Annotated in this window: 22 protein-coding genes; 7 read left to right on the top strand and 15 right to left on the bottom strand. The window is 37.8% G+C overall.

Annotated elements, in window-relative coordinates; translation table 11 throughout:
- Positions 1-24 precede the first annotated feature (24 nt).
- Positions 25-1,683, top strand: a complete 1,659-nt coding sequence (locus BLP81_RS11720; RefSeq protein ID WP_093369110.1) for a M1 family metallopeptidase — start codon at positions 25-27, stop codon at positions 1,681-1,683.
- Here BLP81_RS11720 and BLP81_RS11725 read toward each other — a convergent pair.
- The 11 genes from BLP81_RS11725 to mtaB form a co-directional block, all read right to left on the bottom strand.
- Entirely contained in the window at positions 1,680-2,774 is a 1,095-nt protein-coding gene (locus BLP81_RS11725; RefSeq protein WP_093369115.1) for an AMP-binding protein, read from the bottom strand. The genes BLP81_RS11720 and BLP81_RS11725 overlap by 4 nt on opposite strands.
- Positions 2,775-2,858: 84 nt before the next feature.
- Entirely contained in the window at positions 2,859-3,791 is a 933-nt protein-coding gene (locus BLP81_RS11730; RefSeq protein ID WP_093369118.1) for a CPBP family intramembrane glutamic endopeptidase, read from the bottom strand.
- A complete protein-coding gene (locus BLP81_RS11735) occupies positions 3,788-4,828 on the bottom strand; it encodes an o-succinylbenzoate synthase (RefSeq protein WP_093369121.1) in 1,041 nt (346 codons plus the stop codon). The genes BLP81_RS11730 and BLP81_RS11735 overlap by 4 nt, the downstream gene beginning before the upstream one ends.
- A gap of 87 nt (positions 4,829-4,915) precedes the next feature.
- The gene (gene ettA / locus BLP81_RS11740) at positions 4,916-6,607 is read right to left on the bottom strand and encodes an energy-dependent translational throttle protein EttA (protein ID WP_093369125.1); all 1,692 of its coding nucleotides are present in this window, start codon (positions 6,605-6,607) and stop codon (positions 4,916-4,918) included.
- 64 nt (positions 6,608-6,671) lie between these two features.
- Positions 6,672-7,145 carry a DinB family protein gene (locus BLP81_RS11745; RefSeq protein ID WP_093369130.1) on the bottom strand — a complete coding sequence of 158 codons (474 nt, stop codon included), beginning with the start codon at positions 7,143-7,145 and terminating at the stop codon, positions 6,672-6,674.
- Between the two features lie 10 nt (positions 7,146-7,155).
- Complete coding sequence (locus BLP81_RS13685; RefSeq protein WP_093369135.1) at positions 7,156-7,332, bottom strand: CAL67264 family membrane protein; 177 nt, start codon at positions 7,330-7,332, stop codon at positions 7,156-7,158.
- Between the two features lie 105 nt (positions 7,333-7,437).
- Positions 7,438-8,118, bottom strand: a complete 681-nt coding sequence (locus BLP81_RS11755) for an N-formylglutamate amidohydrolase (protein WP_093369140.1) — start codon at positions 8,116-8,118, stop codon at positions 7,438-7,440.
- Positions 8,115-9,338, bottom strand: coding sequence for a carboxylate-amine ligase (locus tag BLP81_RS11760; RefSeq protein WP_093369146.1), 1,224 nt, complete (start codon positions 9,336-9,338; stop codon positions 8,115-8,117). Before BLP81_RS11760 ends, BLP81_RS11755 begins: the two co-directional genes overlap by 4 nt.
- On the bottom strand, positions 9,335-10,795 hold the full coding sequence (locus BLP81_RS11765; protein WP_093369152.1) for a RimK family protein: 1,461 nt from the start codon (positions 10,793-10,795) through the stop codon (positions 9,335-9,337). The genes BLP81_RS11760 and BLP81_RS11765 overlap by 4 nt, the downstream gene beginning before the upstream one ends.
- Positions 10,796-10,953: 158 nt before the next feature.
- Positions 10,954-11,583, bottom strand: coding sequence for a peroxiredoxin (locus tag BLP81_RS11770; RefSeq protein WP_093369158.1), 630 nt, complete (start codon positions 11,581-11,583; stop codon positions 10,954-10,956).
- Between the two features lie 166 nt (positions 11,584-11,749).
- Positions 11,750-13,084, bottom strand: a complete 1,335-nt coding sequence (mtaB, locus tag BLP81_RS11775; RefSeq protein ID WP_093369162.1) for a tRNA (N(6)-L-threonylcarbamoyladenosine(37)-C(2))-methylthiotransferase MtaB — start codon at positions 13,082-13,084, stop codon at positions 11,750-11,752.
- A gap of 103 nt (positions 13,085-13,187) precedes the next feature.
- Between mtaB and BLP81_RS11780 the strand changes: the two genes are divergently transcribed.
- The 5 genes from BLP81_RS11780 (at position 13,188) to BLP81_RS11800 (ending at position 18,568) form a co-directional block, all read left to right on the top strand.
- Entirely contained in the window at positions 13,188-14,789 is a 1,602-nt protein-coding gene (locus BLP81_RS11780) for an ABC transporter substrate-binding protein (RefSeq protein WP_245686467.1), read from the top strand.
- A gap of 60 nt (positions 14,790-14,849) precedes the next feature.
- Positions 14,850-16,175, top strand: coding sequence for a DNA recombination protein RmuC (gene rmuC / locus BLP81_RS11785; protein ID WP_093369166.1), 1,326 nt, complete (start codon positions 14,850-14,852; stop codon positions 16,173-16,175).
- An 11-nt stretch (positions 16,176-16,186) separates the two neighbouring features.
- Positions 16,187-16,729, top strand: coding sequence for an acyl-CoA thioesterase (locus BLP81_RS11790; RefSeq protein WP_093369317.1), 543 nt, complete (start codon positions 16,187-16,189; stop codon positions 16,727-16,729).
- Positions 16,730-16,968: 239 nt separating this feature from the next.
- Positions 16,969-17,307, top strand: coding sequence for a P-II family nitrogen regulator (locus tag BLP81_RS11795; RefSeq protein ID WP_093369170.1), 339 nt, complete (start codon positions 16,969-16,971; stop codon positions 17,305-17,307).
- A gap of 22 nt (positions 17,308-17,329) precedes the next feature.
- Complete coding sequence (locus BLP81_RS11800) at positions 17,330-18,568, top strand: ammonium transporter (RefSeq protein ID WP_093369174.1); 1,239 nt, start codon at positions 17,330-17,332, stop codon at positions 18,566-18,568.
- Positions 18,569-18,840: 272 nt separating this feature from the next.
- Here BLP81_RS11800 and BLP81_RS11805 read toward each other — a convergent pair whose 3' ends face one another.
- Positions 18,841-19,569 (bottom strand): DUF4294 domain-containing protein, encoded by a 729-nt coding sequence (locus tag BLP81_RS11805; protein ID WP_245686468.1) that lies wholly within the window; start codon positions 19,567-19,569, stop codon positions 18,841-18,843.
- Positions 19,570-19,675: 106 nt separating this feature from the next.
- Here BLP81_RS11805 and BLP81_RS11810 point away from each other — a divergent pair, with 106 nt between their 5' ends.
- A complete protein-coding gene (locus BLP81_RS11810) occupies positions 19,676-20,746 on the top strand; it encodes a M42 family metallopeptidase (RefSeq protein ID WP_093369177.1) in 1,071 nt (356 codons plus the stop codon).
- A 74-nt stretch (positions 20,747-20,820) separates the two neighbouring features.
- On the opposite strand, the gene BLP81_RS11815 is transcribed toward BLP81_RS11810, so the two are convergent.
- From BLP81_RS11815 to aroC, 3 genes are all read right to left on the bottom strand, one after another.
- Positions 20,821-21,699 carry an SMP-30/gluconolactonase/LRE family protein gene (locus BLP81_RS11815; protein WP_176752717.1) on the bottom strand — a complete coding sequence of 293 codons (879 nt, stop codon included), beginning with the start codon at positions 21,697-21,699 and terminating at the stop codon, positions 20,821-20,823.
- A gap of 132 nt (positions 21,700-21,831) precedes the next feature.
- Complete coding sequence (locus BLP81_RS11820) at positions 21,832-23,148, bottom strand: dicarboxylate/amino acid:cation symporter (RefSeq protein ID WP_093369182.1); 1,317 nt, start codon at positions 23,146-23,148, stop codon at positions 21,832-21,834.
- Position 23,149: 1 nt separating this feature from the next.
- A complete protein-coding gene (gene aroC, locus BLP81_RS11825) occupies positions 23,150-24,208 on the bottom strand; it encodes a chorismate synthase (RefSeq protein WP_093369185.1) in 1,059 nt (352 codons plus the stop codon).
- Positions 24,209-24,373 lie beyond the last annotated feature (165 nt).

Consider the following 24,373-nt stretch of genomic DNA (forward strand, 5'->3'; position numbering starts at 1 on the left):
TTGTAATAAATAGTTATTGAGTCTATGACACGAATATACAGTTTACTTTTCATCTTCTGCACCACTTTCAGCATGCAGTCTCAATTATTGACTGGAGAAAATAAGCAATTTAGCAGAGCGGATACCTTACGGGGAAGTCTCAGACCAGAACGAACCAGTTTTGATGTCTTGTCCTACAATTTAGATATCCAACTCGATCCCAAGGAACGTTTTTTAAGCGGTTTTAATGAAATCGAGTTTCGGGTCTTGGAGAAAACCTCAAAAATACAGCTGGATTTATTTCAGAATATGAAAATAGATTCGATCGTATTCAACGAAACGAACCTGACTTACGAAAGAGATGAACATGCAGTTTTTATCAATTTTGAAACCCCTTTGAAAGCAGGAACTACAGAAAGTCTTACCTTCTATTATTCAGGCTACCCAGTGGTTGCTAAAAATGCTCCCTGGGACGGTGGCTTTGTGTTTTCTGAAGACAAACAGGGAAAGCCTTTTATAGCAGTTGCAGTTCAGGGAACGGGAGCCAGTCTCTGGTATCCAAACAAAGACCACCAAAGCGATGAACCGGATTCAGCAGATATAAAAGTGAGCGTACCCAATGGGCTTATGAATGTTTCCAATGGTAGATTGATAGAAGAAATCCCTCTGGACAACGCTTATACCAAATGGCACTGGAGGGTGGAACATCCAATCAACAATTATAATATCACTTTGAATATTGCAGATTATGCGCATTTTGAAGATGAATACAGGGGTTTATCTCTTAATTATTATGTCTTGAAGGAAAATTTAGAAAAGGCTAAAGAACAATTCCAACAGGTCAAGCCTATGATGGATTGTTTTTATGAAAAATTTGGTGAATATCCCTTTCAGAAAGATGGCTATAAGCTCGTTGAGACCCCCTATTTAGGAATGGAGCATCAAAGTGCAGTGGCTTATGGTAATAATTACTTAAACGGCTACCTGGGGAAGGATATGTCCAATACTGGTATTGGCTTAAAATGGGATTTTATCATCATACACGAATCTGCACATGAATGGTTTGGAAACTCTGTATCTGCCGCAGACATTGCAGACATGTGGATTCACGAAAGTTTCACTGCTTATGCCGAATCTGTTTATGTAGAATGTGAATATGGTAAAAAGGATGCTGTCCAGTATTTATATGGTCTGAGAAGGATAATTTCTAACGACAAACCTATCATTGGTAAATATGGCCTCAATCATGAAGGCTCTGGAGATATGTACTACAAAGGGGCCAACATGCTGAATACCTTGAGAAGTGTTATCAACAATGATGAAAAGTGGTGGAAACTTTTGAAAGAATTTCATGAAACCTTCAAGTATCAAACCATTCATGCTGATGATGTGATTGACTTTTACAATCAGAATACTAATTTTGATCTAAAACCTATTTTCAATCAATATCTGAATTACGCTGATATACCAGAATTACAACTGAAATTTAACGATAAAGGTCAGGTGCATATGAGATGGAAAACCGATGTAAAAAACTTTAAAATGCCGATTGAATTTCAAAATTCTACAGAGAAGATTATCAAAAGGCAAGTTGTTGGTAATGACTGGGAATCAATAGATCTGGAAATAAATGATATCGATGAATTAGCCATTAATAGATATGGATTTTACATAGATATCACCAAAATTGATGAGTCAAATTAACTCATCAATTTTGATAAGGTTTTCTTTCGATGTATTTTACCTGAGGGAGTTTCTTCAAACTTGTCTATTAGATAAATATGTTTAGGTTTTTCGTACTTGTCAAAACTTGACATCTTATTGATGGCTTCTCTTAGATCGCTCAGGAATTTGTCATTTTGAGGGGCTTCTATAAACAGAACCACTTGTTCTCCAAGGGAGTCATCAGCTAAGCCAGCTATAAAAAATCTATGCGTAATGAGTTTCTGTAGTTTTTTCTCAACGCTTTCTGGAAATATTTTAACTCCGCCAGAATTGATAATATTATCTACCCTACCCTTCCAATAAAACTTTTTATACGTCAGTACCTCTACAATATCATTAGTCACAAGTTCATCATCCAGTATTTTTGGGGCTTTTATAACTAAACAATTATTTTCATTTTGAGATACACTTACATTGGGCAAAGCTTTAAATGGCCTTTTTTCGGTATTATCAGTTTTAGGATTCAATTTTCTTGCTGCTATATGCGAAATGGTTTCAGTCATCCCATACACTTCAAAAACTTTGGTAGGAATGCCTTGAATTAATCCGATAAGATTTTCAGAAACAGCCCCCCCTCCGACAATTAATTTCTTCACCAAATGAAGCCTTCCTAAAGAATTATCCATCTGAAAAGGAGTCATCGCGCAAAAATCATAAGTTTTAAAAAGCTTGTCCAGTGGATTTGATTTTGGTTCTACTATATCCAAATCCCAACCGAGAACCATAGCTCTTACGAGCATCATACGGCCTCCAATATAATCTGTTGGTAAACAAAGCAAGGCGTTTGTTCCTTCTTCAACTTTAAAAAATTTACCTGTAGCCAAAGCGCTATTGATCATTTTTTGTTTGTCGATGAAATAAACCTTAGGTTCTCCAGTAGAACCTGAGGTTCTTACTTTTATACTGTCATAATCGTCATTAAGCCAATCCAGAAGAAAGTTTCCCACGGGTTCTTCAAACGGCTCACCTTCTTTTACATAACTATAAGCTACAGAGCGTAATTCAGTTTTATTGAAATGATTCCCATTAATTTTAAAACGAGGATGAATTTCAAAAGAATGATTTTTCATAAGCCGATATTTAGATAATATCAATACTAAATATTATTAAAATAATAATCCACATTAATATGTTAAATTATCATTATGAGGCATTTAAAGTAATTCGACTTTACCAAATAGCCTGGATTTCCAATTTTTCCAATTATAAACCTTTGCCATAATTAATAAATAAATAGGGTAAATTATAAGAACTGGAATTAAAACATCAAAGCCTATGGATGGTTCTGCCGTGTAAATTAAGATAGATTCTGTTTGAAAAGCTGTCCAGTCTGCTGTAACGAGCAAGGCCGTAATCAAGTTATTACCCGCATGAAAGCCTATAGAAAGTTCCAGACCTTCGTCCATAAGTGCCATAACGCCCAGCAAAAAACCGGTTCCTATATAACTTATCATAATCACATAACCAAGCTTTGTCACTTCTGGATTGCCAAGATGTAATAGTCCAAAACCAACCGAAGTTGCGATTAAAGGAAGCCATCTGTTTCTAAAAACAATACCAAGTCCTTGCATGAGATAACCTCTAAAATAAATTTCCTCGAAAGTGGTCTGAATAGGAACCATAATAATACCGATAGCCGCTAAAATCAGGAATTGATCCCATTTCAAATTCCATAAAAAATCATCCGGATTTAAAACAAAATCTATTATTGTCATGACAGCTATAAAAAAACCAACGATGCTGAAGCCTAAAAGGACTCGTTTCCAATCAAATTTTACACGAGTCGTCAAAACATCTTTAAATTTCTGATTATGAAAAAATTTCACAATAAGCCAAATTCCCAAAAATCCAATGGCAAATGATAATAGCATCAAAAAAAACGTAAGGTTTGAATCCAAGGTGCCCATCAAGGTCTCGTAATTCGACAAACTAGACAAATCTCTTCCCTCCATTGCCAATTTGTAACTGACTACACCTATAAAAGGTATGGTACCCGCTTGCCAAATAATGAATATCAAAAATGCGCCAACAAGATACCTCCACCATTCGTGATCTCCTTTTGCAGCTAATGCGATGTAATCTTTCATAAATTGAATTTATTTTCCCATTCAAGATCAGGATTATACATGATTTTTTCACCTTTTATCACTAAAGGACTTTCAATATTATTGGTGTAAAGCCCTCCTGTACCAAGCCCTTGTGGCATGTTATTATGTTGGACATAGGTAAACTGAGCTATGGCATTAAGACCGATATTACTTTCTAAGGCACTCGTGATCCACCATCCGATGTTATGCTGTTTTGCCAGCTCAATCCATTCTTCAGAACCACGAAAACCACCGATTAAACTGGGTTTCAAAATAATATACTGCGGCTGTATAGTTAGTAAAGCCTTTTCCTTATTTGTTACATCTTTAACACCAATTAATTCTTCATCTAAAGCTATAGGCAAAGGGGTTTGTTGACAAAGCCTGGCCATGTCCTGCCATTGACCCTGAGCGATAGGTTGCTCTATACTATGCAAATCGAATTGACTCAAACGTTCAAGCTTATCCAAAGCATCATCGGGAGAAAAAGCGCCATTGGCATCTACACGCAATTCTATATCCGAGGCTGAAAATTCACTTCTAATGTATTTTAACAATTCCAATTCTGATTCGAAATCTATGGCGCCAATTTTGAGTTTAATACAGCTAAACCCCTGTTGGATTTTTTCCTGAATTTGGGTTTTCATAAAGGGCTTATCTCCCATCCAGATCAATCCATTGATAAGCATTCCCTCTTTTCCCTCTGTAAATTCTGAAGGAAATAAAAGGTAAGGATTTGCAGAAGATAAAGATTGAAAAGCCATTTCCAGACCAAATTGGATGGAAGGGAAATCTTTTAATTGTGAATAAAGTGTTTTAAGACCTAAATGAATATTTTCGCAGGTCCATTTTAGCTTTTCTTCATAATCTTTCCTATCATCGATGCTTAACCCTTTAAGGAGCCCACACTCTCCTATTCCATAGCTTTCTTTTGTTTCAAGCTTGATGAACCAGGATTCCTTAGTTTTTAAAACACCCCGCGAAGTTCCGCTTGGACGTTTAAATTCTAAGCTGTGTTTAAAATAAGATGCCTTCATTTTAAAATTTGGATTAAAATTAAAAAAGCCAATCTACTATGAGAGGCTTTTTTAAAATTTGGGTTTAGATATATGTTTTAACGTAATTTATCTAACCAGTTTTTTATACTTGATACGTTTTGGCATCGTATCTCCGCCAAGACGTTTCTTTTTGTTTTCTTCGTAATCACTAAAGCTTCCTTCGAAAAAATAAACTTCAGAATTTCCTTCAAAAGCCAAAATGTGAGTACAAATCCTATCCAGGAACCATCTGTCGTGAGAAATCACGACCGCACAGCCCGCAAAATTCTCCAAACCTTCTTCCAAAGCTCGCAGCGTGTTAACGTCCAAATCGTTTGTAGGCTCATCGAGTAAAAGTACGTTCCCTTCTTCTTTTAAAGTCATAGCCAGGTGAAGCCTGTTGCGTTCTCCACCCGAGAGTTTATCTACTTTTTTGTTTTGCTCACTTCCATTGAAATTGAATCGACTTAAATACGCCCTGGAATTCACTTTCTTTCCGCCCATCATAACCAGGTCCTGACCATCACTGAAGTTTTCCCATATGGATTTATCCGGGTCAATATTGGAATGCGCCTGATCTACATAAGCGATTTTAGCGGTTTCTCCCACGATAAATTCACCTTTGTCTGGTTCAATTTCACCCATGATCATCTTGAAAATCGTGGTTTTACCGGCTCCGTTAGGGCCAATAACGCCAACAATCCCAGCCTGTGGCAGATTGAAATTCAAATTTTCATACAAAAGCTTGTCATCAAATGCTTTGCTAACGCCTTTGGCATCAATCACGTTGGTTCCCAGTCGCGGTCCGTTGGGAATATAGATTTCGAGTTTTTCATCAAGTTTATCCTGATCCTGACTCATTAATTTGTCGTAATTATTTAACCTGGCCTTTTGTTTGGATTGACGTCCTTTTGGCGCCATCTTAACCCATTCCAACTCGCGTTCTAAAGTCTTCTGACGCTTGCTGGCCTGTTTTTGCTCCTGAGCCATTCGCTTAGATTTTTGATCCAGCCAGGAGGAATAATTACCTTTCCAGGGAATACCCTCTCCTCTGTCCAGTTCCAAAATCCAGCCGGCTACATTGTCTAGGAAATATCTGTCGTGAGTTACAGCGATGACGGTTCCTTTATACTGCTGTAAATGATGCTCCAGCCAATGCACAGATTCAGCATCTAAGTGGTTGGTAGGTTCATCCAGAAGCAATACATCCGGCTCCTGAAGTAATAATCGGCAAAGCGCTACTCTACGCTTTTCACCACCAGATAGGCTTTCGATCTTCTGATCGGAAGGTGGAGTTCTAAGCGCATCCATAGCCACATCAAGTTTATTGTCCAGCTCCCAGGCATTGGTAGCATCTATTTTATCCTGAAGTATCGCCTGTCTGTCCATCAGTTTTTGCATTTTATCTGCATCTTCATAAACCTCCGGCAATCCAAAATCATCATTGATTTTATTGTATTCATCCAGTATTGCGACTACATCCGAAACGCCTTCCTTTACTACATCTAAAACAGTTTTATCAGGATCTAATTCCGGTTCCTGTTCCAGATAGCCAACTGAATAATCTTGTGAAAACACAACATCTCCCTGGTAATTTTTTTCTCTCCCGGCGATAATTTTCATCAAAGTCGATTTCCCCGAACCATTAAGTCCCAGAATACCGATTTTTGCACCGTAGAAAAAACTGAGGTATATGTTTTTCAGTACAGGCTTATCTTCACCCGGATAGGTTTTGGATACTCCCGACATGGAAAATATCACTTTTTTATCGTCTGCCATTTTAATTTTTTTATTCGATTATAAGTCTGCAAATATCTGAAATTAAAGTCAGATTGAATTTTTATTATTTATAAAGCCTTAGCAATCGTAAGATGATTAACATTTGCCCTGTATGATATGACGTATGCTCTACCACCAGGAGTATTTCACGTAACAAGCTATGTTCGTCAGAATTTTTAACCGGAAGATTTAAATCGTTTTCAGGGTCTAAAATGAAATCTTCTAATTTTCTCCGATCCTCAAAATAATCTTCTTTGAGCTTTTTCCAGTCTTTTTCAGATTCCGGAGAGGACTTTGCAGGCCAGTAATCCTCAGGCCAGGCAGAGCCCTTGTAGTCTTCTGAAGTGGAAAATTTCAAGATGTCCTTTTGAGCCCAGACAATATGATAAAAAAGTTCATAAAAAGAATAAGGTAAATTATTCGGGCGTTCGCCTAATTTCTCGAAGCTTATATGATCTATAACCTCTTCTATAGGCATAAATGCCTGTCCCCCTTTTAAATGTTTTACCAGTTGTTTCCGTTCAGCTGAATCTGACATCTTAGCAATTTTAAACTCTCCCCTTCAAAGCATTAAACACCCATGCAATTGCAAAAAAGCCAACACCAACAGAAGCAAAACCCCAGCCGGCAATCTCATTATATCTAAAAGCACCCAGAGCTATAAGCCCTAATCCAACAATCACCATGATAAAGGTTGCCCACGCTAAAACAGTATTTTTATTCATTAATTATTGTATTTGTGAAATACAAAATTACGAAAACGATTTTTAATGTTGCTGACCTCCTGGATTCTTTATGCTTAACTCAAAGATGAATTCGTTAAATCCTTCTTAGATGCAGTTTTTTAAGCACAGGTTTAATGTTGACTTCAAGGCATACATTTCATCTATATTTTGTAGTAACTTTTGATTGATTTCAAGTTCAATACCCAGATAGTGTTCCGGGAACTTTTTCCGTAAACTTGTTGTAAATCCGTCTGCTTTTCCCAAATACGGGTAATTCATTCGAGCTCTGAACTGACCAAAGCGTGTATTCAATTCTTTTTTAAAGCGTTTTGCCCAGTCTTTCTCAGCTTTTCGTTTGGGATCGTACAAAATCCCAAATTCTGCTTCCCGAACTCTGCCGTTCAAAACAGGAGTGAAACTATGTACCGATACATGCAAAACCTGTTCTTCAGCGATGATTGTGTCTTCTATTTTCTGCTGAATTTGATGTCGATAGGATTCATAAAAATCAATTATAAGACGATTTTTCTCTGCTTTGACCATATGTTTTGAGATACTGGAAAATAAGTGAGGATGATGCAGTGACCTGTTCACTTCGATTAAAAGTCTGCTCCAGGGGTAATGCGAGGAATAATCCGCTAAATCCTGCAGGGATTCGTAAACCTCAAAAGCACCGAGGTCGAAGCCTTCATGGGTTTCCAGGCGATGCTGTTCACTTTCAAACCGGGTTTGGTAGTGGGATGGCAGCAAATTAGCAGCATGTTCGCAAGTCAGGATCAATTTCACGGTAAAAACAATTCGTTTTTGGATAAGCTGTCACCGAGTTTATGATAGACTTTCAGAATATTTACTTCAGAAAAGTCCGCGTCAACTGCTTTTAAAATTCTGGTAGATAAACTCCCCTGTTTTAAAATCAAACCAATAGCATCAGCATGTCTGTCGCTCATTCTTGAAGAAACCTTGTCAAATAGATGTTTGAGAACTCCTTTTGCAGGCATGGATTTTGCCTTTATTCCAAATAATCCCAGGTAAGCTTCATTAGAGATGACCGCTTCTTCTGCATACTCGATACTATCATTCAAGATCTCAAAAAGCGGAACTTCATGCCAGGCTTTCTGTTCTTCCAAAGGGGTATAGGTTTCATGGATTAAATCCTTTAAAATTTCAACACTGAAACTGGCTATAGCCACATCAGCCAGAGGGCATTCCTGTAAATCCAGTACCCTGATTTCGATGGCATTTCTGTCAAATCTGGCAATAGCTCCTCTGGAATTCAGGAAATGATGTTCTAAAATTTCATCTGTATCGAAATCTGCAATTGCTGCATTAATAGGATCAAAAATCTTTGTCTTATAGGCTTCATAGTTAAACACCTGTTCAGGAATCACCTTCCCGGTCATTTCTGGTATTTGCTTCTGATTGGTGAGATACAATTTCATCCTGGCATCCATATATCCTTCAAACTTGCCGTCTAAAATCGGTGAACTCGCGCTTAAGGCTGGTAAAATGGGCAGCAAAATGCGTATCGCGGCATGTAGTTTTTCAAATTCTGAATCATCGTAAAAGGGTAAATTGATGTGCATGCTCTGCACATTGGACCATCCGTGACCTCGACAATCAAAAATTCTGTTGTAAAGCGCATAGATTTCACTATAAGAATGCTGCCACAACTTCATCTCCAGTTCCGAATTCATCAGTGGATGGGCCGCTGAAGGCCACAGACGCCAATTTCGGGCCTGAAGCAGTTGGTTGATTTCGAGTATGTTTTTATGAAAGTTTTGATCCAGCGCATTTAAATCTGTGACGGGACCATTGGTTTTCAATTCTACCACATGCGCAGCTAACTCATTACTCCATTCAATAGAACCGTTATCCACATCAGAAACAATGCTTCCCGTTTTGAGCTTCATCAATTCATCTACAGAAGCCTGGATTTTGCCGGTTGAAGCATGCACAAGCATGTATTCCAACTCTATACCGAATACATCAAAGAGGTGATATTTCATAGCTCCTGTTTAGAATTAAGACGGTTTTTCAAAGCCTGAAGAATTGTTGTGTATACGGCATCTCCATAAAGCCCGTCTTCCACTCCAAAATCTATATTTGGATTGTCATTGATTTCGATGACAAGTGCTTTTCCATCAACCTCTTTCACATCTATGCCATAAAGCCCTTTCCCCATGATTTTAGCTGATTTCAAAGCGGCTTTTATCACAGGCTCCGGGACTTCTTCAACAGCAATACAGTCTGCATTTCCATCCTGATCTCCTTTTTTGTTTGCAGTCCAGTTATAAATTTGCCAATGCCCTTTGGCCATAAAATAGCGACAGGCATAAAAGGGTTTGGAATCTATAATCCCAATTCTCCAGTCATATTCAGAAAAGGTGTATTCCTGAGCAATAATGAGATCGGAGGTTTTAAACATCTCTGTGATTAAGGTTTCATATTCTTCTTCCGTTTTCGCCTTTTTTACACCAAAGGAGAACGTGGAATCAGGGGATTTCAATACACATGGCAATCCCGTGTATTTAAGGACTTCATGTGTATTGTCTTTATGAACAATCATTGTTTTTGGTGTAGAAATTCCGTTCTTATTCAGCGCCTCAGCCATAAATACTTTATTGCAGCATTTCAAGATGGCATCCGGGTAATCGACAATCGCTAAACCATCCTGCAGGGCTTTTCTGGCAAAGGTATACGCCTCATTATTGACCTCTGTACTCTGTCTTATAAACAGGGCGTCGAACGAAGAAAGTCTGTATAAATCTTCCGGATAGATCAGTTCGACATAGAAATTCATTTTCTCTGCTACATCCATAAACTTTTTCAAAGCCTTTGGATTACTGGGTGGTGCAGGATCGTTTTTTTGTACCAGAATCGCTAAATCGTATTCAGATTTATCAATTTTAAGGGTATCGTAGCGCTTTTTAGAAAAATACTGAGAAGCGAAATGATGCATGCTTTCCAAATGATCTTTCGGGATTTCAGAAAGAGAAATGGCCTTTATCGACTTTATATTCCATTTGGTGGTGTGTTTAAAAATCACTCTAAGGAAGGGAATTTGATAATACCTGAATATCAAAGTACTTAATTCCCGATACTTTTGTGCAACATTTTGACCGAAATAGATGCTCAAAGTGAATTCCTGAGACTTAATGGTCTTTAAACTTTTCTGAATTTCTTCTTCAAAATCTTCAGAGACGATTTTCACCAGTTTCTTTTCGCCGAGATCTACCAAATTACTTATCGTAGGTATGGAAATATGTCCCCTGGCTTCTGCCAGTAAGGATACATAATACCCTTTGGATTGATAAGTGTAGGTATCACTCAAATTGAATACCCTTGCATTTTTCAATGCTGTATATTCAGGCTTTATAAGGTAATCTTGAGAAGTTATAATGGAGGTATTATCCATTACAATTGGCCATTTTTCGGGTTGGCTCACCACAATTAGTTTGTTCATTTAGGGATTAAAAAACCAATCAAAAGTAGTCTAAAATTGAATCCCAATTCAGTTTTGGAAAAAAATAACTGGTAATGTATTTATTATTTTTATTCCGGTCTTAATCCAACAAAAAAACTCCCTAGCTTTCGATAGAGAGTTGAATCTGAATACTGATTTTATGAGTAAGAAGTCGTTCTTAAATAAGGTTTGATTTCTTTGTAGTTCGGAAACTTTTCCTTGGCTTCCTCGTTGCTTACCGATGGAGAAATAATGCAATCTTCCCCTTGTTTCCAGTCTGCCGGAGTAGCCAGTTTTTGATTGGCCGTTAATTGCAGACTATCAATCACTCTTAAAAGTTCGTTGAAATTTCTTCCTGTAGAAGGCGGATAAGTCAGTGTAAGTTTTATTTTCTTATCGGGACCGATCACAAATACAGAACGTACAGTCGATTTTTCAGAAGTGTTGGGATGAATCATATCATACAACTCAGCTACTTTTCTGTCTTCGTCAGCAATGATGGGAAAATTGACAGTTGTATGTTGAGTTTCGTTGATGTCTTTAATCCATTCGTGATGCTCTTTAAGCGGATCTACACTCAAGGCAATCACTTTAACATCTCTTTGATCAAACTCTTCTTTTAACTGAGCTGTTCTCCCTAATTCAGTAGTACAAACGGGTGTAAAGTCTGCCGGATGAGAATAAATAATCCCCCAGCTTTCGCCTAACCAGTCATGAAATGTAATCTTTCCCTGGGTGGTTTCTGCTGTAAAATCGGGTGCGGTATCGCCTAATCTTAAATGTGCCATAAGTAAACTATTAATTTTATTAGTATTCAGTTATTGAATTCAATTTTCAATCAAATCCGTTCATAAAATTAAGCATAGAATTATTAGGCTAAACCGTATATTTCAACTTTAGCGTTTCCTTAAGTCTTGGATCGGTAAGTATAAAATTTATAGAAACAAAGCTATTCTATGAAGTAAGGACTGGTTCTGTAACAAAATCAATTTTCACCACACCATCTTCATCAATTTCATTTAATAGTACTTGATGTTTGGTATTGACCAGTTCAGGGTTCCAAAAGCTTTTAACTTTGACGTAATTTTCAGTGAAACCATGGATATAGCCAGATTTATTTTTGCCTTCAAACAAGACTTCGTGAGTAGAGTTCAGCTGGCTTTCATAAAAGGCACGCCGTTTTTTGGCAGAAAGTCCTCTTAGCATCTTGCTGCGTTTCTTTCTCACTTTTAAAGGGACGGCATCTTCCATTTCTGCTGCGGGCGTATTGTCTCTTTCAGAAAAGGTAAACACGTGCAAATAAGAAATATCCAATTCGTTTAAAAAAGTGAAGGTTTCCAAAAACAAGTCATCGGTTTCGCCGGGAAAACCAACGATAACATCGACGCCAATGCAGGCATCCGGCATTTGATTTTTGATTCTCTCAACCCGATCGATATAAAGTTCCCTCAGGTATCGCCGGCGCATTTTTTTTAGGAGGGTATTGCTTCCGCTTTGTAAGGGGATATGAAAATGAGGCACAAAACACTTACTGTGGGCAACAAAATCTATGGTTTCGTCTTTGAGCAGATTAGGTTCTATGGATGAAATGCGAACTCTATCAATACCTTCCACCTGATCTAGGGCTTTTACAAGGTCTAAAAAGGTATGCTCGTGTTTCTTGTTTCCAAACTCCCCTTTGCCATAATCTCCAATGTTGACGCCGGTTAACACAATTTCTTTGATGCCCTGTTCAGAAATCTCCCTGGCATTCTTAAGCACATTTTTCAGCTTATCTGATCTTGAAATACCACGCGCCAGTGGTATGGTGCAATAGGTACATTTATAATCACATCCGTCCTGAACTTTTAGAAATGCACGCGTCCGGTCTCCAATAGAATATGAGCCTACGTAAAAATCGGCTTCATCAATTTCACAGGAATGCACCTCGCCAAAGTCATTTTTGGTCAAATCGGTAATATAATCGGTCACTTTAAATTTTTCGGTTGCGCCTAGCACAAGGTCCACACCATTGACACCGGCGAGCTCTTCGGGCTTTAATTGTGCATAACAGCCAATTCCAATGATAAACGCATCGGGATTTGATTTTTGAGCCTGCTTAACGATGGTTTTGAACCGCTTATCTGCATTTTCAGTAACGCTGCAGGTATTGATGACCACCACATCAGGATCGCTTTCGAATTCTACTCGCTGGTAACCCTCTTCTTCAAAATTCCTGGCTATGGTGGAGGTTTCGGAAAAATTCAGCTTACAGCCTAAGGTATAAAAAGCAACTTTGGGTGTGGACATAATTTAGTTTTGTAGAGAATCGGGTTGTCAAAAACAAATTCAGAAGAAACCTCTATATTCGCAATTGTGTGCAAAGATACCAACTAAAATTTATTTTCGAAAATTGAACACCCACTCTATTCTTTCTTTCTTGTTATTGCTGAATCTGCTGGTACTGACTTCATGCTCAGACTCCAAGATAAGCGATCGCGATCACCTGGTTTTCAGGTATAACGAACATGCCAACATCACTTCGCTGGATCCCGCTTTTGCAAAAGATCAACGGAACATCTGGCCAGCTCATCAGCTTTATAATTCTCTGGTGAAACTCGATAAGAAGTTATCCATCGAAGGAGATATTGCGCGTAGCTGGACCATTTCTGAAGATGGCCTGACCTATGAATTTGAATTGCGGGATGATGTCTTCTTTCACAAACATCCCATTTTTGGCAAAGATTCAACGAGACAAGTTCTAGCTTCTGATGTGGAGTACAGTTTAAAACGCCTCACCGACCCTAAAGTGGCTTCGCCCGGCAGCTGGGTGATGTCTGATGTCAAACGCGTTAAAGCTCTCAGTGATTCTGTAATACAGATTGAACTCCTGCAAAAATTTCCCGCTTTTCTGGGCTTGCTGAGTTCCAAATTTTGTTCTGTTCTTCCAGTAGAAATGGACAAACTCGATTTTCAAACTTCACCTCTTGGCACCGGGCCTTTTAAATTTAAGCGCTGGGAAACAGGGGAAAAACTGGTGTTAAGGAAAAACAACTTGTATTTTAAAACCGATGCCGATGGCAATGCCCTGCCCTATCTGGAAGCTGTAGCCATAAGCTTTTTACCCGATAAGCAAAGTGAATTTTTAGCTTTTGTACAAGGTAAGCTGGACTTTCTTAGCGGTCTGGATCCGTCTTATAAAGATGAACTCATCACTGTAGATGGCGAACTCAATTCCAAATTTGAAACGGATATCGCTATGGAAAAAAGTCCCTACCTCAATACGGAGTATCTGGGCTTTTACTTAGATTCAGACACTGAAGAAATGAAATCTAAAGCCTTTCGACGAGCGATCAATTACGCTTTCGATAGAGATAAAATGATAAAATACCTAAGAAATAATATAGGAATTCCTGCCCATAAAGGCTTTATTCCAGAAGGGCTTTCAGGACGCGCACGTATTCAGGGATTTACCTATGAGCCGGAAAAAGCCAGGAAACTGATTCAGGAATTTAAAGAGGAAACAGGCATACAAGAGCCAAAACTCATCATCAGTACAAATCCGTCCTATATAGATCTGGTAGAATTTATCCAGAAAGAAGTTCAAAGAATTGGTGTTGAAGTAGAAATTGATGTCATGCCGCCTTCCACTATTCGTCAAAAGCGTTCTGCAGGACAGCTGGAGACGTTCAGAGCGAGCTGGATTGCCGATTATCCAGATGCGATCAATTATCTGTCTTTGTTTTACAGTGAGAACTTTTCACCCAATGGTCCTAATTACACGCATTTTAAAAATGAAACTTACGACAGGCTTTATGAAAAAGCCATAAGTATTACCAGGGATTCTTTAAGGTATAACTTGTATTCAAAAATGGATTCTTTATTGATTGAGGAGGCACCTGTAATTCCTCTGTATTATGACGAGGTAGTTCGTTTTAGATCCAAAGCAGTGAAAGGATTGGGCATAAACCCGTTCAATTTATTAGATCTTTCTGAAGTTAAAAAAACCAGGTAGAGCTCTTCTAAATTTAGCTTTTCTAAGTATTCCTTTTCTATATTTGAAAAAAACCACTTTATGGATATTTCAAGTTTAATCATCATTGGTGTCATAGCTTCAATTTTGGGGTTTGTTATCGCAAAATTAATAGACCGTTCTTCCATTTTAAAATGGCAAACCACCTCGGCACATTTTGAAAAACTTTATTCCGAATCGCTTCAGCGTCAAGAAAAAGTCAAAGACGAGTATCTGAAAGTGAGCGAAAAGCTTCAGGCGGAATTGAAATCGGAAGTTAGAGAACGCTATCAAATTCAGAACAGACTCACCCAAAAAGAAACTGAACTCGAAGGACTGCAAAGGCAATGGGCTGAGCAAAAGGAAGAGATGCAAGCCTTGCAAAAGAAATTTGGGGAAGAGTTTGAAAACTTAGCTCAGCGCATTTTGGAGCAGAAATCTGAAAAATTCACCCTGGAAAACAAAAAAAATATCTCCCATATTCTGGAACCTTTGAAGGAAAGACTCCATTCTTTTGAAACCAAAATTGAAAAAACAAATATCGATTTCCTTAAGGGCCATTCTCGACTGGACGAGCAACTCAAGCATTTGAATGAACAGAATTTGAGAATATCTGAAGAAGCCAATAACTTGACCAAAGCCTTGAAAGGCGATAACAAAACGCAAGGCAATTGGGGTGAAATGATTCTGGAAAAGGTATTGCAGAAATCAGGCCTGGTTAAAGGAAGAGAGTATGATATCCAGCAACATTATAAAGATGAAAACGGTGTGAGTAAGCTGCCTGATGTTGTGGTGTATTTGCCCAACGAAAAGCTGATGGTAATCGATTCCAAGGTTAGCTTAAAGGCTTATGAAAACTATATCAACACGGAAAGCGAACCTGAAAAACAAACTTACCTGAAAGCTCATGTGAAGTCTCTTGAAAATCATCTCAAAGGCTTAAAGGAAAAGCGGTATGATTTACTTGGTGGTGAAGCCTCTCCAGATTTTATACTGATGTTTATTCCTGTGGAACCGGCTTTATTACTGGCTCAAAGTGAAAATTCCAATTTCTTTTACTCTGCGTTTCAGGATAACATCCTGATGGTAAGCCCTACAACTCTACTTTCTACGCTGAGAACAGTGGATATGGTGTGGAGTAACGAAAAGCAGCAGCAAAATGCCCTCGAAATTGCGAAACACGCCGGAGATTTGTACGATAAATTCGTGAATTTAATTGAAGGACTGGATGCTGTAGGAAACCGGATAGACTCTACAAAAACTACTTTCGATCAAGCCATGAAAAAGCTAACAGGCCAGCAAAATCTCATTAAAGATGTTGAAGCTCTTAAAAATCTAGGGGTCACTTCCAAAAAAACAATCGATTCTAAATGGATTACAAACAAATAAAACCAAAAACCATGACTAAAAAATTTAAACATAGTTCAGAATCTGCTGTAATACTCAGTCAACTAATGCTTCCCTCCCATTCCAACTTTGGAGGGAAAATTCATGGAGGCTTTATTCTTTCACTGCTTGATCAGGTGGCTTTTGCCTGTGCTTCCAAGCATTCAGAGCATTACTGCGTCACCGCAAGTGTGGATAGGGTTGATTTTCTGAATCCTGTAGAGGTTGGAGAACTACTGACTTTAAAATCTACTGTCAATTATGTAGGAAGAACTTCCATGGTAGTAGGTGTGCGCGTGGAAGCTGAGCATATTCAAGACGGCAGTATAAAACATTGTAATTCTTCCTATTTTACCATGGTTGCTAAAGATCAAAACGGAAAGTCTATTGAAGTTCCGGGGCTGGAGTTACATTCTGAAGATGATTATAGGCGCTTCATCAAAAACATTAAGCGAATGGAAAATAGAACCAAACATGATGAAATTTTCTCAAATTTCACTTTTGACAAACAGGAATTTCAGGAAATTTTGAAAGCGTATAATGTGCAAATGAAATAGTTCTAAAGGTTTTTATTAATTTATATTCATTCTAAATAAATACTTGATATTATTATTTTTTTAAAATAAAAACGCTTTTTTTTAAGATATAGAATTATTTAACTCAAAAATAATTTCTATTCTGCAAAATCATATTCCACTATATTTATTATTAAACAATAACACCCCCTAAAAATTAGGGGGTGTTATTGTTTAATAAATGCTTTATTGTAGTTTAACCCCGTTAAATCAATTTAAATATGAAAAAAATAGAAGCAGTCATCAGAAAGTCAAAATTTGATGATGTCAAAGAAGCCTTACATCAAGTTGAAGTCAATTTTTTCAGTTACTGGGATGTCACAGGAGTCGGTAACGAAAAACAAGGTCATGTTTATCGCGGTATTTCTTACAGTACAAGCGATATACAAAGACGGCACTTATCTATTGTGGTCTCAGACGAGTTCATGGACCGAACTGTGGATGCAATTCTTAAAACAGCATACACCGGCAATGTTGGAGACGGAAAAATATTTGTTTCTGAGGTACTTCAGGCCTATAGAATCAGAACAAAGGAAAACGGTAAAGAAGGAATAAGATAATAACGCATTAAAACATTAATCTATGGATTTAGGATTATTTACAGCAAACAACTTGTGGATGATGATTGCTACAGCACTGGTCTTCTTTATGCATACCGGGTTTGCTTTCTTAGAAATAGGCTTAACAAGACAAAAAAATACGATTAACATATTATTTAAGAACATATTCATCATTACGGGCGGGTTGTTACTTTTTTATGCATTTGGATTTAACCTGATGTACCCCGGCTTTGTTGATGGAGATATGGGTATCTTAAAATTTGCAGGTTTCGGTTTAGAGTCTCCAGAAGGAGGGGTCACTGCAGCATATGCAGATGGCAATTATACCTATTGGACGGATTTTCTGTTTCAGGGCATGTTTGCAGCAACAGCTGCCACCATAGTTTCTGGAGCTGTCGCCGAACGCATTAAGATTGGTTCTTTTATGATTTTCACTATCATTTATGTAGGCTTAGTTTACCCTATAGTAGGCTCCTGGAAATGGGGGGGCGGTTTCCTTGATTCCTGGGGGTTTTATGATTTTGCCGGCTCTACTTTAGTTCACTCTGTTGGCGGTTGGGCTGCCTTGGTTGCTTCGGCCCTTTTAGGGGGTAGAATCGGTAAATTCAGCAAGGAAGGTAAACCTAAAGCCATTCCGGGACACAGCATCCCCCTGGCCACAGCTGGGGTTTTAGTGCTTTGGTTAGGCTGGTTTGGTTTCAACGGAGGATCTGTTTTATCAGCAGACCCTGGACTTACTTCTTTAGTACTGGTCACTACAAGTCTTGCAGCCGCAGCCGGAGGCTTTGGTGCAATTATATTATCGACTATCCTCTATAAAAATTTAGATTTAACCATGTTTTTGAATGGTATTTTGGGTGGGCTTGTCGGCATAACCGCTGGTGCAGACCTGATGTCCCCCAATGAGTCTGTCCTTATTGGCTTAATCGCCGGATTAATTGTGGTTTGCGGCGTTGCTCTGATAGATAAACTAAAATTGGATGACCCTGTTGGTGCTATAACCGTTCATTTAATCTGTGGGGTATGGGGAACTTTAGCCGTCGGCATTTTTGGATCATTAGCTAGTAGCGGCCAGCTACTCAATCAACTATATGGGATATTAATAATAGGAGCATTTTGTTCTCTGTCATCTGCTATTATATTAATAATTATCAAATCTACCGTAGGTTTACGTGTATCTAGAGAAGAAGAATTGGAAGGACTGGATATCCATGAGCATGGCATGGATGCCTATTCAGATTTCAGAATTAATGAAAATTAAAAGATCATAAATGGAGCTTTAAAAAATCTTACTCATACTTTAAAACTATAGGTAATAAATCTAAAGTACTTTAGGCATCTCGATATTTGACACGAAGCCAAGTTAAACCTAAGTGAACTGATAAAAATTAAGCTGTTCGTTTAAAAGACAGCTAATTGAATTATATCGTCACCTTAATTAAATCATTGAGAATAAAAGTCTGTTTGTACCTTAATTTAAAGGTCCTGACTTTGAAAGCTACTGATGTTTATTATAGAACATCATGGCACAATTCAGCCTTTATATTTATAGTAGTTTCCCGTTGAAGGAGGTAGAAGAGTCGAATCCTTTTGCCACTTAGTCAATAGTTCTAAATACTTAATGTCAATTTTTGGAGCCTGAGGCTCTAAATCTCCAGATTGAAATTCTCTATGCAAGATATCTTCAATATAGAAGTCTTCCCTAACTCCTGAAGGATCGTATTTTTCTTTGAGTGAAATGTTGAAAAAATTAGCCGTAGTATTATACCAAAAAGCTCTCCAGCCAGACCTCAGATCTTTAACTAATTTGAAAGTAGTCTCCCCTGTTTGTCGATGAATTAACTTTACTAAAATTTGACCTTCAGTTTTGGTTAATTTTTTTAATTCTTCTGTAAACTCCTCTTCAATATATCTTTGTATAATCAAGGTGTATTTACGCTTATCACTTTTAGATTTTATGTCCTCTAAACGATGATTTAAGGTTTCAAAGCGTTCTGAAGCTAATTTAGCATAGGGCCATACTTTTTTGGTTTTTCGCTTGAGTATAAGATAACTTCTGAAATCATCTCTGTTTTTAAATTTCAATTTAGGTAAAATAAAAACTTCATCGAGCTTAACTTCGGTAACCCAGGTTGAGTCTTGGCCAATGACCATGTATTTTTTTTGGCCTAAAACAGAATCAGTTAAGATTTCCTTGTTTTTATATTCCTGAGCACTTATTGATAAGCTCAAAAGCAAACAAAAATAAGCAATAATTTTCACGTCAATTTAATTTAAATATTCAAAGCTAAAATCATTCCAAAATTAAGGTTTCGTTTTCAACTATATCTCAATACTTTACTAAATTAGCATCTTAAAACATGAAGATATGAATGATAATTCACTGAAATTTTTAGAAAAATACTTAAATAACGCTGCTCCGACCGGATATGAATGGGAGGGACAAAAACTGTGGATGGAATATCTAAAACCCTATGTGGATGATTTTATAACAGACACTTATGGAACCGCTGTCGGAATCATTAATCCTGATGCTGATTTTAAGGTTGTCATTGAAGGTCATGCCGACGAAATATCATGGTATGTTAATTACATCACGGATGAAGGATTGATATACGTTATCAGGAATGGAGGAAGCGATCATCAAATTGCGACATCTAAGCGTGTCAATATTCATACTAAAAACGGAATTGTAAAAGGTGTTTTTGGATGGCCGGCGATTCACACCCGTGACAAGTCAAAAGAGGAAACACCAAAGATTGAAAATATCTGCATCGACGTTGGTTGTACCAACAAAGAAGAAGTTGAAAAACTTGGCGTGCATGTAGGGTGTGTCATTACTTATCCAGATGAGTTTTTTATTCTTAATAATGATAAATTCGTTTGCCGGGGGTTAGATAACAGAATGGGCGGCTTTATGATTGCTGAAGTTGCGCGAATGTTAAAAGAAAATAAAGTAGAATTACCTTTTGGTTTATACATCACCAATTCTGTGCAAGAGGAAATTGGGTTACGCGGAGCAGAAATGATAAGCAATACAATACAACCCAATGTAGCTATTGTGACCGATGTTTGTCACGATACTACCACACCTATGATTGACAAAAAGAAAGAAGGCTTAACCAAAATAGGCGCTGGACCTGTTATCAGTTATGCACCTGCAGTTCAAAATAAATTACGCGAGTTGCTCATCGATACAGCCGAAAAACATAAGATACCATTTCAACGCCTGGCAGCAAGCAGAATGACTGGTACCGATACCGATGCTTTTGCTTATAGCAATGGCGGGGTTGCCTCTGCATTAATTTCTCTTCCCCTGCGATACATGCACACTACAGTAGAAATGGTACATAAAGACGATGTTGAGAATGTCATTAAACTGATTTACAACTCTTTATTAGAGATAAAAAACGGGGATAAATTTAGTTATTTCGAATAAATTTTGAATATTTCTATCAAGCAAAACGGCCCCTATGAGGCCGTTTTGTTTGAATTTAGAATAAACTCATTATATTAATTCTTAACCTCGAGTCGATATACTTTGTCTGAAGCAGTTATGAATAAGGTTTTACCAACTTTGCTGCCCCACGCCAGATTGGTGATTTGCTCGTCAAACTTTAAATGATCCATTTGCTGTCCTGATTCATTAAATACGCTTAGACCATTAGGTCCGGTGGTATAAAGACGGTTTGCCTGATCCATAATCATACCATCCGCCCCGCCTAACTGAGTAGGTTTACCAATATTGGTGAAAAATGCTTTAGAAACGACTTCTCCCTCTTCATCGAGATTGAACTTTATAATGTCACCTGTTTCAGAGTCGGCTGCAAATAGCAAACTTTCATCAACTGACAAGGCGATACCATTGGGCAGTTTGAATTCGTCGTAAATTAGTTTTAAACTGTCATTTTTAAATTGGTAAACACCAGAAAATTCCAGTTCAGGCTCACCCCGAACTCCAAAAGTTGGATCGGTGAAATAAATAACACCAGACGATGTGATAGCTAAGTCATTTGGACTGTTTAATTTTTTTCCTTTATAGGCTGCAGCTAAAGTAATGACACTTTTATCTGAATTTATCCGACTGATTTTTCCGGAATGTTGCGCGATAATAATATCCCCGTTTGGCATTTCATCTATGCCGTTTGAGCGACCAGAGGGCTCTAGCCAAACCTCGACCGTGTCTTTATCAGCTTTCCATATATAAATTTTACTGGCTGGGATATCACTAAAAATCAAACCTTCGTTATCAAGCCAGTGAGGTCCTTCCGTAAACTGAAATCCACTTGCTATGACTTCAGGTTCTCCAAATAAATTTTTCTCTCCCGTTTGACAGGAAACAAATAAAGTGACAGCACTAAGGACGAAACACAACTTAAGAGATATTTTCATGTTTTGAATATTTTTACAACGTTGATAAAGTTTAGACTTAATTTTTGAACCCATTACAATGTTTATCCAAGCTGAAATCAAGGTCTTAAGTAAACAGCTTAGTTTTGTTGAGATAGGCTTTACTTATTCCATTTAATTTTGAGATTCTGTTTTTTTGTAATTATCATCCCAGTCTTTAACCTGCGGATCACCCAGTTTGTCTTGTGATTTAGCCACTAACATAGCTACGGCAGCATCACCTGTAACATTGACACTGGTTCTTAACATATCTAAAGGTCTGTCTACAGCAAAAATAAGTGCTAAACCAGCTTCAGGAATACCTGCCTGACCTAGAACTATAACCAGCATCACCATTCCTGCACCAGGAACTGCGGCAGAACCAATGGAAGCTAATGTGGCTGTGGCGATAATCCCCAATTGGGCAGCAAAACTCAACTCTATTCCGAAAGCCTGAGCAATAAAAACGGCAGCAACTGCTTGATACAGGCTTGTTCCGTCCATATTAATCGTGGCTCCAATAGGCAACACAAAACTTGACACCTGAGGATGAACCCCTAAATGTTCCTCTACCCGTTCCATGGTTACGGGTAATGTCGCAGCACTAGAACTTGTTGAAAAGGCTAATAATTGAGCAGGAGAAATCCCATTGAGAAAAAATCGCGGTGATTTTTTTGTAAATATTCCAACGACTGAAGCGTAAAAACCTATCATCAATATCAATCCACCAGCCACACAAAGTGCATAATAGGCTAAAGCTATAAACAAATCAGCACTTGGCGCCTCGACAACGAGTGCAGCCAATAACGCGAAAACACCATAAGGTGCTGCCAGCATGATGAGGTCTATCATCTTTAATATGACTTCATTGAGCGAATCAAAAAATTCCTTGATGGGTTTCGATTGCTTTTCTGGAATTAGAATCATTCCAATCCCAAAGAAAATGGCGAAGAAAATTACCTGTAGCATATTGGAGTTACTTGAGGCAGCTCCAAATATGTTCTCTGGTACCAAATCTTCAAGTGCCTGCAGCGGGCCAGATTCTTTTTGTTTTTGAGCGTTTTGACGAGTCGTTTCCGCATCACCGCCATAACTCTCTACAAGCTCCTCCCGGGTATCACTCTCGATGCTTTTTCCAGGTTCAAAAACATTAACAATAATAAGTCCGATACTCACTGCAATTACAGTTGTTGCTAAATAAGTTAATATGGTTCGCAAACCCATTTTGGACAGACTTGAAATATCTTTTAAATCTGAAACCCCTTTGATAAGTGAAGCAAGAATTAAAGGAACGGCGATAAGTTTTAAAGCATTTATAAAAATAGTTCCAAAAGGCTTAATCCAATCTGTAATAAAACCGCTTCCCCATTCAAAATAAGAGAGTATAAAAGCAAATAATATTCCCAGGCCCATCCCTATAAGGATCTGCCAGTGTAGTTCTAATTTTTTCATGTTAATGGATTGATTTGTTTAATAAATATGCGTCTGCCAAAACTAAAGCAGACATAGCTTCAACTACAGGTATTGCTCTAGGAACTACACATGGATCATGTCTTCCTTTACCCTGCATTTCAACTTCTTCAGAATTTTTATTTATGGTTTGCTGCTTTTGCATTAAGGTTGCAACAGGTTTGAAGGCCACCCTAAAAGTGATATCCATTCCGTTGGAAATACCACCTTGTATACCTCCGCTATGATTGGTTTTAGTACTTCCATCTGTATTGAACAAATCATTATGTTCGCTTCCTTTCATAGAAATACCGTCAAAGCCAGAACCATAATCAAAGCCTTTCACCGCATTGATGGTCATCATGGCTTTTCCTAGATTGGCGTGTAATTTCTCAAAAATAGGATCTCCCAGATTTTTAGGAACATTCGAAATCACACATTTTACAATTCCTCCAATAGTATCCCCCTCTTTTCTAATTTGCCTGATATAGTCTTCCATTTTGGACGCCAATTTTTCATTAGGGCATCGCACAGGATTTTTTTCTATTACATCAAAATCAATTGAGTCTTGTTCAGTAAATTCAAGAGAACCGACCGAATGAGTATAGGCCGTAAATTTGACATCTTTAAGGATTTGCTTGGCAATAGCACCAGCGACCACCCAGGATGCAGTTTCTCTGGCGCTAGACCTTCCTCCTCCTCTATGGTCTCTTTGACCATATTTTTGATCGTAGGTATAGTCTGCATGATTTGGACGAAATACATCTTTAATATGGCCGTAATCTTTAGATTTATTGTCTGTGTTCTGAATTTCAAACCCAATCGGTAAACCTGTGGTAATTCCTTCAAAAATCCCGGATTTAAAATGAACAATATCAGATTCTTTTCGTTGCGTAACGATAGCGGATTGCCCGGGCTTTCTTCTGTCCAATTCTAATTGAATTTTCTCTAAATCAAGTTGAATTCCCGGGGGCACTCCGTCTAAAATTCCACCTATGGAAACTCCATGAGATTCGCCATAAGTAGTGAGCTTTAAAAAACTGCCGAAGCTATTTGATGCCATATGATGTTTTGAACAAATGTAATTGTTTTAAGCAATAATCAAAAAGCAATCAAAACAGATAATCTATAAAAATTGCAATTCAACTCAATAATGTAAAATTAAAGTTAATAGATTGTTCAATTTCCTAACCTATAGCTTTAGCTTTCATAATCTTTAGTTTACCGA

Source organism: Psychroflexus sediminis (genome assembly GCF_900099815.1).
Lineage (GTDB): Bacteria > Bacteroidota > Bacteroidia > Flavobacteriales > Flavobacteriaceae > Psychroflexus > Psychroflexus sediminis.